This window comes from Sulfitobacter sp. M85 (assembly GCF_029285915.1).
GTDB lineage: Bacteria > Pseudomonadota > Alphaproteobacteria > Rhodobacterales > Rhodobacteraceae > Sulfitobacter > Sulfitobacter faviae.
Genome location: NZ_JABECQ010000018.1, coordinates 1 through 14,076, shown reverse-complemented (window position 1 = coordinate 14,076; position 14,076 = coordinate 1). Strand labels below are relative to the sequence as shown.

Here is a 14,076-nt window from a genome sequence, read left to right as displayed (position 1 = left end):
CTTCGGCCTGTTGGCGAACTTTCTTCTTAGAAGGCTCCTCGAAGTGCTGCTTGAGTTTCATTTCGCGGAAAACGTCTTCGCTTTGAAGCTTTTTCTTTAAAACCCGAAGAGCCTGATCGACATTATTATCGCGGACACTGACCTGCATATGGATAACACTATTACTCATGGCGGCCGTGCCGGCTTCCTTCGTCGGTACGATCGGTTTCATCGGCATTGTCGGTCCATATGTGGCACGGCTTCTTTTAGGGGAAGATCAACGCTTCTTCTTGCCCGGAGCAATGCTAGCTGGCGCGCTGATCCTTTCGGCCACATCTGTGCTCTCGAAGGCCTTGTTCGGCGCTGTCCTGCCCATTGGCAATGTCACGGCATTGGTGGGCGCTCCCTTCTTTGCCGCTCTTATTCTGACCAAGGGGCGCAAAGCATGGTGACGCTGCAACTTGAAAACCTCGTTGCGCGCTATGGTCGGCATGAGGTCCTCAGCAAGGCAACAACACCGCCAATTCGAGGAGGCAGTGACGGCTCTTGTGAGGGCAAATGCGGCTGGTAAGTCCACGCTGTTTCGGCGCATCGCAGGACAGATGCGGGGGGCAGGGACTGTGCGCTTCAGCGATGCAGCCACGGAGGACTTGCGCTACATGCCGCAGGATACGGGGATGAATGCAGCGCTGACGGTCTACGAATCCATCATACTCGCGCTGAAGCGCGGTGGGAGCGGTTGACGCCTTTCTACTTCCGAGCTAACGGCCGTGAACGACGTATTGGCCAGATTGGGCATCACCGCTCTTGCTGAGCGGCAATTGCCGGAACTGTCAGGCGGGCAACGTGAGGTCGTATCGATCGCACAGTCGCTGGTGACGCGGCCGCGGGTTGTCCTCATGGACGAGCCCACCTTTGCCTCCAATACGAGGTATCGGAGGCTTTGCAATCCTATGCTGCTGAAAGCGGAGCTGTGATGATCCTCGCTTGGCATGACCTAAATCAGGTGAATACAGAATGCTCGGTCATCATTTTACCTCATAATGATCTCAAGCTGGCGGAAATTGCTGTTGAGCGGTTTCTCCGCGTTCCAGTGTCATGCCCGCAGTTTGCTGTGAAATCGGCCAACTACAGCAGCTAGGTCTCTTTTCGATCCACCCGGATCAACAACAATGGTTCCGGAATGGACCAACAGAAGCACGCCGCGAATGGCGAGTTCTGTCAAGAACCAGTTCACGTCACGTTCTGACAATCCCAAGCATTCTGGTGCCGTCACAACGACCTTATCCCCTTGATTTAGCGACAGCAGCAGTTGCTCTCGTTGGATGAGATGCTTTCGAGGACGCGTAGTTTGCCCTTCAAACTGGTCACACCAAACCTGTTCAATTACCCCATGCAGCGAAATTTCTTGTCGCTGCCGTTTGGCGGACGGCCTACCTTGGGCGGAAAGGATATATCCCCACGTAGCGCCGGATTTCGAAAACTTTGGGTCCATTTAAGGTCTTCCTCCTCTTAATCGTTCTTAGAAGCGGGAGGACTAGATCACGATCCAGCTTGCCGATTGATTGCCTCCGGCTAGGCTCACCCCTCTCCGCGGAACCATCTTCTTATCTGACCTAGTAGGCCAGATTCACAGAGCCAAACGCGACTATGCGCCGGCTTCGAACCTCGTGAGATTGAGGTCTCGGCCCTAGCTTGCTTGTCTCTTGCAGACGCTACTGAAGCAGGACGTGCATCCGTTTCAGATCGCTTTCGCTCAGCTTGCCTTCGCCGACAAGGGCAATCATCTCGTCATGATCAGCCAGTGTCTTGGTTAACATGGTTTTTCTCGTCTTCTTCCGGCCTGCCGTGACCGTAAAGGTCGGCGTTCTCATGGGCTCGGTCTTCGTGCTCAAATTCCAAACTCGAATGACCGATGCTAAAATCGTCCTTCAGCCGGTCCTTGATTGCCGTCTTGATATTTTCGATTTAACGCCAGCCGTCCGCTGTCAGCACGATGTGGCAGTCCAAAGCCGCCTTGCGCTCCTGCATCTGCCACAGATGGGCGGGTCGATCATGCGCATGCCACCCTCGTAGATCAGGTAGAAGCCGAGCAGGATAAGGGTCGTGTAGTTGATGAGCGCTGCGACAATTTCTATCCGCCCATAGCCGAAGGTCATGCGCGCGTCCGCAGGCCGCCGCGCGATTTTCCGAGCGGCAAAGGTGATCACCAACGATGCCATATCCGAGAAATTGTGCAGAGCATCCGCGATCAGTGCGAGGCTGCCGGATAGGATGCCGCCGACAATCTGCGCGACGGTCAGAAGACCGTTGGCCCAGATGGAGATGGAGACTCGACGGTCGCCGGACTCGAGGTCGATATGGGCGTGATCGTGGGCCATCAGGCAACTTCCTATCTGTTCGGCAGATCAAAACGCGGTCAAGCGCCGCGTTTTGACTTCCTTTCAACATGTGCAGCCAGACCGGACTTATTCGCAACAGGTTCGGTCACTCGGGATCCCATGTGCCATTGGGTCAGCAGCAGCCAGAACTCTTCTCTGGCTGCGACACTTCCTGCACCAATTCGGCTGTTTCCGCGCCGTCGGCTTCCCGTGCCACGTCCGCTTGAGCCACGATCCCACAGCATTTGCCGCTTTCGTCTGTAACCACGCTGCGGCGCACCTGTTTTTCTTCCATCTTGCTGCAACAGCTTTTAACGTCCTCATCAGGTGAGACTGTCAGGAGGTCATCCGACATGACGTCAGAAACCGGCGTGTCGGCTGCCTTTCCCTCTGCGACGGCACCACAGCAGATGTCGCGGTCCGTAATGATGCCGACCGGCTCACCGGCGTCATTGATCACGGGAATCGCGCCGACCGACTTTTCATCCATCAGCTTTGCGGCCTCCTGAATCGTAGTGTCGGTACTACAACATGTTGGATTGCTGGTCATGATTTCGTGAACTTGCATGATCTTACTCCTTGTTTTGGTTACTAGGGTGGAAGCCGAAAGACGGGTGTTCAAGTTCCTTTCAGCGCGCTGAGTGGCGAGTTTTCGCGCGAGCCGTGCAGCAGCCACAATTTGGATAATTCAGTACTTGGAGCGCTGGTTTCTCTTCGGTCCAGGTCGGAAAAGGTCGGCAAGGGACATCAGGTATCTCCTCGAATCGCTTCCAAGGAAATGTAGTTACTACAGTTACTGTAGCTTCAAGCCACAAGTCTGTCCGGGTAGACGCGGTTGGAAACCTTCCCGAACAAATCGTTAACCTAGCTGCCCCTAGTCAGGACCCCACTACAGCTCGGCTTCGTTCCGAGGATGGGTGTTACTGGCATAAGCACAGCGGTCCAGCAAAAACGACACTGGTGCCGCTCTGCTCAATAGGTGGCAACCCGATCTGCACTACGCGTTCGGCGTGAGATATTGACCAGTGCAAACTGGGTGGGCGTAGATCACGTTCGCGGGGTCACGCTTTCTTCTGCCGAATACAGGAACGCCGTCGAACCAGTTTTGACGTTCGGGTATAGATGGTTGATATGTGCCATGACCATGCGGACACACCCCGAACTCGCGCGCCCGCCGATGCTTCTTGGTTCGGGCGTCCCGTGAATGCGTAGATAGGTGTCTCGGTTGCCTTCAAAAAGGTAAAGCGCCCGCGAACCAAGAGGGTTTTCTGGGCCAGGGTCAACACCGTCGGCAACCGGGCCATAGAGCTCGGGATCGCGTGCGATCATGTTTTGGGTCGGCGTCCAGTTTGGCCATTCCACTTTTCGCTGGATCGTATACGTGCCGGGCTCGTACAGGTTACCACGGGCGATCGCCACACCGTAACGCATCGCAGTTCCCCCTTCTTCGATGTGATAGATGTAGCGCGCTACGGCATCGACGTGGACGTCTCCCGGAACAAGCCCGTCCTTAGCGTCCACCCGCTGGGGCAAAAAGCGCGGGTGCAGGCCCCACGGGTTTGACGTAGTTGGATCAAAAGCGGGAGGTGTGACCTGCGCGTCCCAGGCGGCCTTCTCCTCCTTGGTGGGCCGGGTGGCTGCCAGTAGCGGGCCAGCGATTGGAGTAGAAAACAGCGCACCGCTGGTCTGGAGAAAATGTCGTCTTGTCAGCATCATTCTTACTCCTTCAACGTTAGGTAGGCAAACTAAGCTTAAACAAGGCCACTCTGCCGTTCAGTAAGGAAAGCCTGAAGCAGTATGGCCTGTTTGACTCGAATGCCGTTCTTCGTCTGCGGCCCTAACTCCTAAAGCTACTGTAGGTTCAAGAGAAATATTGAGGTCGAACCGGGGCTTTCGTGTTCTTACTTAGACAAGAACAGACCAGTCCGCCAGCAATTCGGTCGTGGCCCGTCACCGCAGGACTATCCGGTATTCTGGGTGCGGGGCCGATGTTCGCCATTGGTTGAAAAAACCTTCGCGGTAACATCTCGACTGTGTCTCACGTCGAAAGAACTACATCTAAAGAACGACCAAACCGGAGCGATGTAACGACCTGGCCGAAGGCCACGACATCTTGAATCACGTCTCGCGATAGTTGTCACAAGCCTCAACCCCTTCTGCGACGACATCAAGAAGAGCATCTACATCGCTCAATAGCGTTGTGATACGTGAATTGCTGATACGGTAGCGAACAAACCGTCCATCTCGATCGCTGGCGACAAGCCCGCACTCCAGCAGGCATCGCAAATGATTGGAGATATTGGGCTGCGTTAGTCCCGTGTGCGCGACGAGCTCCTGAACGACGAACGGACTTTTTGCCAAGGCGTCCAGAATCGTCAAACGACTGGTATCTGCGAAGCCGCGAAGCAATTTCGCGCGCTGTTCAATAGTGGTGGTCTTGTCTTCCATAACGATTTGCGCCATATCATTTCTCGCTGATATATAGAATCTTCTATCCACTTTAGCAGGAAAGCCGCGATCATGGCCAACACAGACAACGAGATAGCAGATGCGCCATTGTTTCGATACCGGGTTTCCGGCATGGATTGCGCGAAGGATGCTGCACAGATCGAGCGGGCGGCACAGTCGGCCGGGGTAGCGCCCGGCGATGTGAAAGTGTCGGCCGCAACCCACATCATGACACTGGCTGCACCCGAAGGGCGCCTGCCGGACATCGAAAAGGCCGTTGCGGTGACCGGCTACGGCTTCGACCGGATCGAGGGCGATGGAGACATTCCGCCGAATCCCGCCCATCAGGACCCGGCCTACCGACGCGCGCTCTGGATCGTCGTGATCCTGAACGTGGGCTACGGTGTCGTTGAAATGATCGGCGGGTTCATCGCCGGGTCACAGGCCGTGAAGGCCGATGCGCTCGATTTCATCGGCGACGGCGCGATCACCTTCCTTGGCCTGCTGGCCATCGGCTGGAGCCTCGCCTGGCGGGCACGGTCGGCCTTGATCCAGGGCATCTTCCTCGGGCTCCTCGGTCTCGGCGTCCTCGGCACGACCATCGTCCGGGTCTTCGAACGGACGACGCCGGATGCGGGTCTCATGGGCCTGCTTGGCATGATTGCCCTTGTCGTCAACGTCATCTCCGTTCTGCCGCTGCTGCCGTTCCGCAAGGGCGACGCGAACATGCGGGCCGTCTGGCTTTTCTCTCGCAACGACGCCATCGGCAATGCGGCGGTTGTCGTTGCCGCCGGTCTTGTGGCCTGGCTGGGCAGCGCGTGGCCCGACCTTATCGTTGCCTTCGGTATCGCCGGGCTATTCCTGCACTCGTCCTGGGCGATCATTCGCGATGCGCGGGCCGATCTGAAGACGACTGCATGAACAGCCGCGTTCTAGGCGGAGTTTGCGCCATCTCGGCGTTCGCCCTCGATCAGGGCACCAAGGCGCTTGCCCTGAACACACCTGCGCTTGAGGGCGGCGTCGAGGTTCTACCCTTTCTCAATCTCGTGCGGGTTCTGAACGATGGAGTCAGCTTCGGTATGCTGGGCGGGATCGTGCCTTGGTGGGGTCTCATCGCGCTTGCTGGCGTGATCGTGTTATGGCTGCTGATCTGGTTGTGGCGCGCGCCGGACAGGCTGACGGCTGCCGCTCTCGGTCTGATCATCGGCGGCGCACTCGGCAATGTCCTCGACCGGCTGCGTTATCAGGCCGTCCCAGACTTTCTGGATTTCCATTACGGAACATACCACTGGCCGTCCTTCAATCTTGCGGATGTGGCGATTTTCTGCGGCGCGGCCCTACTGTTCTGGGACAGCTTCCGCTCTGCGACGGACAAGCCTGGTCAGGGTCAACGCAAGGAAAACACAACGGGGGTGTAACCCATGTTCGGCATACCATCTGCGAAAGGCTTTGACAGCACACTTGCCCTGCTGCGCAACCCATATGGGTTCATTTCGGAGACCTGCCGCGCACTCGACACAGACCTGTTCGAAACCCGCATCCTCCTTCAAGAGACGATCTGCATGACCGGCGCGGCGACGGCAGAAGCCTTCTATCGGGAAGACCGGCTGATCCGCGCAGGCTCGATGCCAGGCCGCATACAGAAGTCCCTGCTGGGAGAAGGCGGCGTTCAGGGATTGGACGGCGCTGCCCACCAGCACCGCAAGAAGATGTTCATGTCACTCATGGGGACCGAGCGGATCGCCGCGCTTGAGGGCACGTCGCTTCACATGTTGGACAACTATGCGCCGGACTGGGAGGCGAGGAACGAGGTCGTCCTCTATGACGAAGTGCGCGAAATGCTCACAAGAGCTGCCTGCGCCTGGGCCGGGGTGCCGCTTAATGAAGCTGAGGTGGCGACCCGAACGGCGCAGCTTACAGCGCTTTTTCAGGACGCCGGGGCCCTTGGCCCCAAACACTGGCGCGCGCGTCTGGCGCGCCACCGCCTGGAAAAATGGGCAGCACGGCTAATCCAACAGGTCCGCGATGGTGAGCTTCAGCCGACGCAGGAAAGTGCCCTTCATATCATCGCGACATGGCGCGATCTCGATGGGGAGTTGTTGACCCCCAGGGTGGCCGCCGTAGAGCTGTTGAATGTCCTGCGCCCGACCGTCGCGGTATCCGTGTTCATAGTTCAGGCGGCGCATGCTTTACATCGGCATCCCGAGTGGCGGCAAAAGCTGAAGGACGACGAGGGACAGCTCGAACCTTTGGTGCAAGAGGTCCGCCGTCTGTATCCGTTCTTTCCCGCGGTTGCGGCACGGGTGAAGAGCGATTTCGAGTGGCGCGGACATCGCTTTCCCAAAGGGTACAGGGTTCTGCTCGACCTCTACGGCACGAATACCGACGCTCGTTCGTGGGACGCGCCGCAAGAGTTCCGGCCCGAGCGGTTTCACGATCGGGAGGTCACTCCCTACGAGTTCATTCCGCAGGGCGGTGGCGATCACCACAGGAACCACCGTTGTCCGGGCGAGTGGATCGCGATCAGCCAGATGAAGGCGTTTTGCAGTTTCTTCGTGAACGCCATCGACTACGAAGTGCCGGATCAGGATCTGGATCTGGAAACCGGAGAACTGCCGCCCATGCCCAAATCTCGGTTCATCATGCGTAACGTCAGGCCTCGGCAGTAGCTTCGCCCTCGTCCGGATCGACCGACCGCGCATCCTTCGTGGCCTCGAACGCCTCCCATGCAACGTAGGGCACGATCAGAAGCGCCGCCACCGGGTCGGCCCACCACCAGCCCATCCATTGCGTCAGACCGATCCCGGCCAACACCACGATCGTCTGATACTGGCAGATCATGGTGTCCTTGGCATCGTACTTCAGGGCGGGCGCATCGAGCCGCTTGCCGTAGCGATACTTGCCCCAGGCGAGGAACGGGTTGGCCACGAGCGAAGCACCCAGAATCGCGATACCCCACCAGTTGAAGCCCGGCGCCTTCTGCGAAATGAAGGCGGAGACCGCCTCGTAGAGGATCGCCGCGACGACGATCCAGAAGGCACAGGCAACCACGTAGAGCGCGACCTTCTTGCGGTGCAGGACCGTGCGCTTGTCGGCACCGTCCACCTCACTCTTCAAGCGCCAGATCAGAGTCGCAGCCGAGGTGGCCTCGACCGTACTGTCGAGGCCCCAACTCACCAGCGCTGCGCTGCCGGTCAGAAGTCCCACGGTGACGGATACGACGACCTCGATGATGTTGTAGACGAGGCTGGCGATCTCGACCCGGATGCCGCGCGTCAGATTGGCCTGCCGGTTATCTTGATGACTGCTCATAACATCTCATCACCGCAAAATTTTCGGCGAAAGTTCGAGGCGAGAATTGGCTACCTTGCCATCAGTTGCGCCACGGATCGAAAGCCGAGATTGTCCTGTTTCCAAGCTTCCTCAGTAGAGGCGAGCTTGTCCCTCATACATGAAAACCAAGGGCTTCGGACCTGTCGCGTAACCGGTGTTGAGCCGCTCCATGCGGAAGCCGCTTGTCTCGATCAAGTCGGCCGTCGGGCGGTCAAGATGGCAGTTCCCGGCGCAGTGTTTCCAGACAGGCGTCAGCCAGCGTTGCCAGCGCCGGATACGGGGTCCGGGCGCCAGGCCATGCTCGACGAAGCGGAAGACGCCATCCGGCTTGAGAACGCGCCGGATCTCGGCGAGAGCCTTCTCCGGTTCCGAAACGCTGCAGAGTGTCCAGGTGGCGACGACGCAATCGACGCTGCGATCTTCGAGCGGCAATGCTTCGGCCACGCCCTCGATCATCTCGGCCGCGGGCATCAGTCCATGGGAGGTTTGCGCGGCCCGAGAGAGGAGTTCGGGCGACGGATCAATACCGATGATCTGGCGCACGGCCTCGGGGTAGAGCGCAATGTTCAGGCCCGAGCCGATTCCGATCTCCAGCACACGCCCATGCAGGCCGGAGATGGCGCGGCGCCGGTAGGGAAGAAGTTGATCCTGGCCCATCGCCAGATGCGTCAGCCGAGGGAGGATATGTTTCTCGTACAGTCGCATCTGTTCACCCGATCCGCGCAAGGACAGGGAAGGTGTCCAGCAGCCAGTAGGCCAGTGCGCTCAACCGCCCGGTCATCATCGCCAGGCCCATCAGGATCATGACGCCGCCCGCAGCCTGATGCAGGCGGCGACCCCAACGACCGATGCCGCGCAGCCTGCCGGCAATACTGTCGGTGAACCCCGCGACGACCAGAAACGGGATCCCAAGGCCGGCCGAGTAGACGGCAAGCAATGCGACGCCCTCGCCAATCGTCGCGCTTGTCGCGCTGGCGGTTAGGATGGCACCGAGGATCGGCCCGATGCACGGTGTCCAGCCGAAACCGAAGGCGAGTCCGAGCACGTAGGAGGCGACCGGTTGCCCGCCCGGCAGGTCGAGATGGAAACGCAGGTCGCGCTCCATGGCCGACAGGCGCGCTGCCCCGATCATGAACAGACCGAACAGGATCACGATCGCGCCGCCGACGAGGTTGAGTTCGTAGCGCCACTGCAGCAGCGTCTGACCGAGCGCGGTGGCAGAGGCCCCAAGCGCGATGAATATCGTGGAGAAGCCAAGGACGAAACAGAAGCTGAGCCAGACGGCCCGCCCCTTCGAAGGCGCTGCACTGCCGGTGACCGTACGTCCGGCAACGTAGGATACGTAGCCGGGCACGAGCGGCAGCACGCAGGGCGACAGAAAGGAAACGGCACCGGCCAGCAATGCCGCCATTAGTCCAAGAACGGAAAGTTCAATCAAATCCACATCTCCAAACTGATCGGTAGACCGCCACCACGTGTGCGCACGGAGCGGAACGGCTGGCGCGGTCGTCGTGCTTTTCCATGTCCTATTGCTTACGTTCGTCAATAAGAGCGCTTATCTGCGCAACGGCTTCGGGGCTGTTCCATTCGGCCGGGCCTGCGAGGCGCCCCCGCTCGCGCCCAATGCGGTCGATCAGAATCGTTGTCGGCAGACCCACCACGGCCAAGGCCAGCATCGCGCGCGTATCCTCCGCGATATAGAGATCGAGGTTGCGAATGCCGGTCTCTCGGTAGAAGCGGCGCACAGGTTCGAGACCGGCCCGATCGATCGACAGCGGCAGAACATGAAAATCCGATCCGCCGAGGCGCGCTTGCAGCGCGTCGAGCGTCGGCATCTCCTCGCGACAAGGCGGGCACCAAGTCGCCCAAATGTTCAGAAGCACGACACGTCCCTCGAAGTCCGCCAGCGTCAGATCCCGTCCATCTCCATCCACGAAAGGCGGCGACAGGAGATCACGCGGAGTCCCGTGATTAGGGATCGGTGGTCGGGCGGAGGCAGGGCTTGCCGCAAGCGCCAAGACTCCGGCAAGGACGTCACGTCGCCTCACGGGTCGCTCTCAGCCTGCAACCGGCGCACGACCGGCAGAATGTCCTCCTCAAGCGAGGCCTGATCAAAGGGGCCGACATGCTTGTATGCAATGCGCCCCTCGGCGTCGATTATGTATGTTTCCGGCACTCCATAGACGCCCCAGTCTATCGCAACGCGGCCTGATCGGTCCGCGCCGATGCGGGTGAAGGGATCGCCGAGCTCTTCGAGGAAACCCAGCGTCTCCTCGGCATCGTCCTTGTAGTTGATACCGTAGATCGGAACGGTGCCCGCTTCGGCAAGATCGACGAGAAGCGGGTTCTCCGTGCGGCAGGGGACGCACCACGACGCCCAGACGTTGACGAGAGAAACCTGGTCTTGCAGGTTCGCCGAGCCTAGGCCGTCCTGCCGCCCTTCGATGGGCGGGAGCGCGAATTCCGGGATTGGTCTTCCGATCAGCGTCGAGGGCAACCGGTCGTCGTTGTTCCAGAGGCCCCAGTAGAAGACTACGCCCAGCAACCCAAACAGAAGAATAGGCAAAATCATGAGCGGCCGTCCGCTCCGGCGCCGCTTTTCTTGGTTATCCTTCGAACTCATAGCCTGCCATCAATGCTTGGAAGGAATAAGGTATCAGCAACCGCTGATATGAAGCAAACCGTCGCCGATCACAATGCCGAACGATGGGGGAGGCTTGGCCGCGGCTTCGCAGACCCGAGCCATACTTACTGTTTAGATTCGTAAGAAATCAGTGAAAGGTCGGTATCTGAAGAGGCCGTTGAATTCAGACCTCTGAACGGCCCCTTCGTCCGCTCTCCGGACATGCGCACCGAAAGCAGCGAAAAGCCGGTATTTGAGCAACTCAGCACGCTCAAATTCTCGCAGCATGATGGCAAAGCTGTCTTTGCCAGCGCTAGTAGTTCACCTGTTCGAAGTCGTAGTTGCCATCATAGTCACGCCAATCGACGAAGACAGATCGGTGATAGATACCCGGGCAATTCTGGCCCCAACGTTCAAGTCCCACATGGGCCTCAGGCAGGGCAGTTATAGAAGATCGCTGCCATGAGAAATCGCCTTGGGTTCCATAAGTGCCGAGGACTACAGTGGCGTAGCGTTCGCAGTCTCCTTCGCTTCCTGCTTCGTATTGCCGCGCGTAACGAACATCAAAGACACGGATGGATCGTACGAAATTGAACTCAGGTCCGCTGATATCGATGTCCGCCCGATCTTGAACGAGCCGGAGGGCCTGGTCGGCGGGAACGAATTTGTCTCTTGGCAAGGATTGGAGCGGTCGATGGCTGTCGGGCCGGTACAAGGCTTCAAAGATACGGCCAGCGTTGTTTGGTGGCCGATCGCCCTCATAGGAGGCGCCCATGGGACAGCGCCAGATTTGCAGCGGCGGTTCCACTGGCCAAGGCGTGATACGCCTGATGAATTCGGCGCGAGCTCGGGCGCAAGGACGGAAGCGGGCCAGCCGCCAGACAGACACAAGAGGATCGCGCAGTCGATCGGGTATGTCTGCGCTCGGGCGGACATTGGTAGCGAAAGACCAGTCACGGTGAAAGCGACTGCAACCGAGGGGAGGAGCTTCTTGATCAGATAGTGCATGCTGCGGAACCTCCGTGAGAGGAGTCCAGCATATATACGATAATATACTATCGCAATGTGAGCGATACCTGAACTGCGACTCATGTTGGGATCAGGGTAGGGGCGTCATCGCATTTCCTCCAACATCTTTTCGCGGAAGACCTCAGCTGGCGTTTTCCATCCAAGGCACTTGCGCGGCGTATTGTTGAGGCGATCACAGATCACCTTCATATCGTGATCTGTGCATTGCCGGATATCGCGTTTGCGGGGCAACCACCTTCGAAGGCGTCGGTTAGTGTTCTCGACTGTGCCTTTCTGCCAGGGGCTGGAGGGGTCGCAGAACCACGTCTGGGTTCCGATCTCGGCTTGCAGGTGGGGCCAACTGACAAACTCGGTTCCGCGGTCAAAAGTGTTGGACCGACGGGCGACGAGGGGGAGGTCTTTGATGGCGCTCATGATCTTGGCCATGACCGGCTTGGTGCGCTTGTTCGGGTTTTTCAGGATCACAGTGAAGCGGCTGACGCGCTCAACCAGTGAGGTAACGTTGGACTGGCCAAGCTTTTGTTTAAACAGCATCAAATCAGCTTCCCAATGACCGAACTGACGGCGATGAGCGACATCATCGGGTCGGAACAGAATGCTGACATCGCGGTGGAATTTGGGTTCTCTGCGCCTTCTGGTGCGACGTGGTCTGCGGGCGACACGGTGGGTCGGTAGATACCACCACAGGTCTTCGCGCTGACCTTCCTTGGAGTAGATGTAACGATAGATGGTTTCCTGACAGACCCTGAGAGGAGCGCGTTCGTGAATCATACGGTTACTGATCTGCTCTGGTGTCCAGCCGTTCTTGATACGCTCGATCACGCACTTGCGAAGCTCAGGATGTTTGATCAGTTTGCGCTCTCGAGCACGACGTTCCGCTTGCATCAGGTGAGCAGCGGCACCGTAATAGCCATCGCAACCCGGCATGCTTTCGTCCGAAAAATGGTTGCGCTTTAGCTCGCGAAATATCGTTGATCTGCAGCGCTTCAGAACGCGCGCCATCTCATCAACTGGGACCTTAGCGTGTCTCCAGCGTTCTATCTTGCGTCGTTCTGTGATACTCAGTTGGTCGTAAACGGCTCCCATACCGATTCCTCTCATTAGATAAACTACTGTTTTCTAACAAGAGTCGCGCTTGAGGGTAGCGCGCGCCAATGGTGTCTCAAGGGTCGTTGCGACAGTTTCCGCTATCTCAGTTTCCTCAACTCTTCCCTGAACGCTTCCGTCGGTGTGCGCCAACCAAGGCACTTTCTTGGCGTGCCGTTGAGGCGGTCACAAATCGCCTTCATATTGCGATTTGAGAGCGCCGCGAGCTGGGTGTCACGGGGAAGATATCGCCGTGCGCGTTTGTTGAGGTTCTCGACCGAGCCTTTTTGCCAGGGTGCTTGTGGGTCACAAAACCAGCTGTCAGTGCCGATGCCCGACTTGAGCTTTCTCCACTCCCGGAATTCGAAACCACGGTCAAAGGTGATCGATTTGCGGGCCGGCTGGGGTAGGGGTTCCATCACATCCATCAGCTTGCGCATGAAGTGGGTCGAACTGCGGTCGTTGTTGCGAAACAGGACGGCGAACCTGGTCTTGCGTTCGACGAGCGAAGCCACGTTCATCTTGCCATTGGCACGTTCAAAGATCATCAGATCGCCTTCCCAGTCACCGAACGCCTCGCGTGTCTTCACATGTTCAGGGCGCTCGTGAATGGACCGATCCAGCGGGAATACCTGGTCTCGGGGGCGTCTGGCATACCGGGACCGTCGTTTCTTGCGACGACTTGGAAGGTATCTGGCTAATTCTTCGGATTGTCCCTCAGCGCTGTAAACATGGGCGTAGATCGTCTCATGGCTGACGCGAATGGCATGTCCTTCGAATGTAAGCCGACCGGCAATCTGCTCGGGCGACCAGCCTTCTTTCAACTGAGTGATAACAGCCTTCCGAAGCTTAGGGAGACGGATCAATTTCCGCCGCCGCGCACGTCGAGCTTCTGCCTTCCGCTGTGCAATCACACAATAGTAGCCACTGAGATTTGGCATTTCGCCATCAATGTAAAAATTCCGCTTTATGTCGCGATAGACTGTTGAGCGGTGTCTCCCAAGCTCAGCGGCTATTTTGTTGATCGAGAATTTTGCTCTGAGCATGTCCTCGATGATGCGTCTTTCACGCAAATCCAGCTCTGTATGTGCCATGTCTGTTCTCCTTGCTTTTTCAGCAAGATACCGGAAGTGTCGCAACCCAGTTTAGAATGTGCCCAACACTAAGTATAAATACGCATAATGAAGTTTATGTTAA

18 protein-coding genes and 1 pseudogene are annotated in these 14,076 nt (G+C 58.1%); 5 read left to right on the top strand and 14 right to left on the bottom strand.

What is annotated here, in order from left to right; all coding sequences use genetic code 11:
• Positions 1-148, bottom strand: a 148-nt coding sequence (rpsU, locus tag HKX24_RS17415; protein ID WP_276154219.1) for a 30S ribosomal protein S21, incomplete at its 3' end; no start/stop codon positions are given.
• Between the two features lie 19 nt (positions 149-167).
• Between rpsU and HKX24_RS17410 the strand changes: the two genes are divergently transcribed.
• Both HKX24_RS17410 and HKX24_RS17405 read left to right on the top strand, forming a co-directional pair.
• Positions 168-431 (top strand): iron chelate uptake ABC transporter family permease subunit, encoded by a 264-nt coding sequence (locus HKX24_RS17410; protein ID WP_249777990.1) that lies wholly within the window; start codon positions 168-170, stop codon positions 429-431.
• A gap of 318 nt (positions 432-749) precedes the next feature.
• Positions 750-956, top strand: a complete 207-nt coding sequence (locus HKX24_RS17405) for an ATP-binding cassette domain-containing protein (protein WP_236627322.1) — start codon at positions 750-752, stop codon at positions 954-956.
• A gap of 119 nt (positions 957-1,075) precedes the next feature.
• On the opposite strand, the gene HKX24_RS17400 is transcribed toward HKX24_RS17405, so the two are convergent.
• The 5 genes and pseudogenes from HKX24_RS17400 to HKX24_RS17375 form a co-directional block, all read right to left on the bottom strand.
• Positions 1,076-1,474 carry a hypothetical protein gene (locus HKX24_RS17400; protein WP_201721940.1) on the bottom strand — a complete coding sequence of 133 codons (399 nt, stop codon included), beginning with the start codon at positions 1,472-1,474 and terminating at the stop codon, positions 1,076-1,078.
• A gap of 302 nt (positions 1,475-1,776) precedes the next feature.
• Positions 1,777-2,360 (bottom strand): annotated as a pseudogene (locus tag HKX24_RS17395) (cation diffusion facilitator family transporter).
• A 133-nt stretch (positions 2,361-2,493) separates the two neighbouring features.
• Complete coding sequence (locus HKX24_RS17390) at positions 2,494-2,928, bottom strand: CBS domain-containing protein (RefSeq protein WP_067631023.1); 435 nt, start codon at positions 2,926-2,928, stop codon at positions 2,494-2,496.
• 479 nt (positions 2,929-3,407) lie between these two features.
• Entirely contained in the window at positions 3,408-4,073 is a 666-nt protein-coding gene (locus HKX24_RS17380) for a L,D-transpeptidase (protein ID WP_067264455.1), read from the bottom strand.
• A 405-nt stretch (positions 4,074-4,478) separates the two neighbouring features.
• Positions 4,479-4,808, bottom strand: a complete 330-nt coding sequence (locus HKX24_RS17375; RefSeq protein WP_236627323.1) for a metalloregulator ArsR/SmtB family transcription factor — start codon at positions 4,806-4,808, stop codon at positions 4,479-4,481.
• 72 nt (positions 4,809-4,880) lie between these two features.
• Between HKX24_RS17375 and HKX24_RS17370 the strand changes: the two genes are divergently transcribed.
• From HKX24_RS17370 to HKX24_RS17360, 3 genes are read left to right on the top strand one after another with little or no spacing between them, the layout of a single operon-like run.
• Positions 4,881-5,729, top strand: a complete 849-nt coding sequence (locus tag HKX24_RS17370) for a cation transporter (RefSeq protein WP_067631019.1) — start codon at positions 4,881-4,883, stop codon at positions 5,727-5,729.
• Positions 5,726-6,226 (top strand): signal peptidase II, encoded by a 501-nt coding sequence (lspA, locus tag HKX24_RS17365; protein WP_067631017.1) that lies wholly within the window; start codon positions 5,726-5,728, stop codon positions 6,224-6,226. The genes HKX24_RS17370 and lspA overlap by 4 nt, the downstream gene beginning before the upstream one ends.
• A gap of 3 nt (positions 6,227-6,229) precedes the next feature.
• A complete protein-coding gene (locus HKX24_RS17360) occupies positions 6,230-7,477 on the top strand; it encodes a cytochrome P450 (protein ID WP_271694225.1) in 1,248 nt (415 codons plus the stop codon).
• Here the strand turns inward: HKX24_RS17360 and HKX24_RS17355 are convergent.
• The 8 genes from HKX24_RS17355 to HKX24_RS17320 all read right to left on the bottom strand — a co-directional run bounded on the left by HKX24_RS17355 (position 7,461) and on the right by HKX24_RS17320 (position 13,973).
• Positions 7,461-8,120, bottom strand: coding sequence for a cation transporter (locus HKX24_RS17355; RefSeq protein ID WP_082849320.1), 660 nt, complete (start codon positions 8,118-8,120; stop codon positions 7,461-7,463). The two genes, HKX24_RS17360 and HKX24_RS17355, sit on opposite strands and share 17 nt — an antisense overlap.
• A gap of 111 nt (positions 8,121-8,231) precedes the next feature.
• Positions 8,232-8,846, bottom strand: a complete 615-nt coding sequence (locus HKX24_RS17350; protein ID WP_067631010.1) for a class I SAM-dependent methyltransferase — start codon at positions 8,844-8,846, stop codon at positions 8,232-8,234.
• A 4-nt stretch (positions 8,847-8,850) separates the two neighbouring features.
• Positions 8,851-9,579 carry a cytochrome c biogenesis protein CcdA gene (locus tag HKX24_RS17345; protein ID WP_067924419.1) on the bottom strand — a complete coding sequence of 243 codons (729 nt, stop codon included), beginning with the start codon at positions 9,577-9,579 and terminating at the stop codon, positions 8,851-8,853.
• 88 nt (positions 9,580-9,667) lie between these two features.
• Positions 9,668-10,075 carry a TlpA disulfide reductase family protein gene (locus HKX24_RS17340; protein WP_312869919.1) on the bottom strand — a complete coding sequence of 136 codons (408 nt, stop codon included), beginning with the start codon at positions 10,073-10,075 and terminating at the stop codon, positions 9,668-9,670.
• Positions 10,076-10,185: 110 nt separating this feature from the next.
• Complete coding sequence (locus HKX24_RS17335; protein ID WP_067631000.1) at positions 10,186-10,713, bottom strand: DsbE family thiol:disulfide interchange protein; 528 nt, start codon at positions 10,711-10,713, stop codon at positions 10,186-10,188.
• A gap of 364 nt (positions 10,714-11,077) precedes the next feature.
• Entirely contained in the window at positions 11,078-11,539 is a 462-nt protein-coding gene (locus HKX24_RS17330) for a hypothetical protein (RefSeq protein ID WP_067631031.1), read from the bottom strand.
• A gap of 338 nt (positions 11,540-11,877) precedes the next feature.
• Positions 11,878-12,879 carry an IS30 family transposase gene (locus HKX24_RS17325; RefSeq protein ID WP_067630998.1) on the bottom strand — a complete coding sequence of 334 codons (1,002 nt, stop codon included), beginning with the start codon at positions 12,877-12,879 and terminating at the stop codon, positions 11,878-11,880.
• Between the two features lie 101 nt (positions 12,880-12,980).
• Entirely contained in the window at positions 12,981-13,973 is a 993-nt protein-coding gene (locus HKX24_RS17320; RefSeq protein WP_067629841.1) for an IS30 family transposase, read from the bottom strand.
• Positions 13,974-14,076: the final 103 nt, after the last annotated feature.

Excerpts from the sequence above, each read along its gene's own strand:
- HKX24_RS17400 (WP_201721940.1), bottom strand. The coding sequence starts at position 1,474 with ATGGACCCAAAGTTTTCGAAATCCGGCGCTACGTGGGGATATATCCTT.
- HKX24_RS17330 (WP_067631031.1), bottom strand. The coding sequence starts at position 11,539 with ATGGGCGCCTCCTATGAGGGCGATCGGCCACCAAACAACGCTGGCCGT.
- HKX24_RS17370 (WP_067631019.1), top strand. The coding sequence starts at position 4,881 with ATGGCCAACACAGACAACGAGATAGCAGATGCGCCATTGTTTCGATAC.
- HKX24_RS17355 (WP_082849320.1), bottom strand. The coding sequence starts at position 8,120 with ATGAGCAGTCATCAAGATAACCGGCAGGCCAATCTGACGCGCGGCATC.
- HKX24_RS17335 (WP_067631000.1), bottom strand. The coding sequence starts at position 10,713 with ATGATTTTGCCTATTCTTCTGTTTGGGTTGCTGGGCGTAGTCTTCTAC.
- HKX24_RS17410 (WP_249777990.1), top strand. The coding sequence starts at position 168 with ATGGCGGCCGTGCCGGCTTCCTTCGTCGGTACGATCGGTTTCATCGGC.
- HKX24_RS17380 (WP_067264455.1), bottom strand. The coding sequence starts at position 4,073 with ATGCTGACAAGACGACATTTTCTCCAGACCAGCGGTGCGCTGTTTTCT.
- HKX24_RS17320 (WP_067629841.1), bottom strand. The coding sequence starts at position 13,973 with ATGGCACATACAGAGCTGGATTTGCGTGAAAGACGCATCATCGAGGAC.
- HKX24_RS17325 (WP_067630998.1), bottom strand. The coding sequence starts at position 12,879 with ATGGGAGCCGTTTACGACCAACTGAGTATCACAGAACGACGCAAGATA.
- HKX24_RS17375 (WP_236627323.1), bottom strand. The coding sequence starts at position 4,808 with ATGGAAGACAAGACCACCACTATTGAACAGCGCGCGAAATTGCTTCGC.
- lspA (WP_067631017.1), top strand. The coding sequence starts at position 5,726 with ATGAACAGCCGCGTTCTAGGCGGAGTTTGCGCCATCTCGGCGTTCGCC.
- HKX24_RS17390 (WP_067631023.1), bottom strand. The coding sequence starts at position 2,928 with ATGCAAGTTCACGAAATCATGACCAGCAATCCAACATGTTGTAGTACC.
- HKX24_RS17350 (WP_067631010.1), bottom strand. The coding sequence starts at position 8,846 with ATGCGACTGTACGAGAAACATATCCTCCCTCGGCTGACGCATCTGGCG.
- HKX24_RS17360 (WP_271694225.1), top strand. The coding sequence starts at position 6,230 with ATGTTCGGCATACCATCTGCGAAAGGCTTTGACAGCACACTTGCCCTG.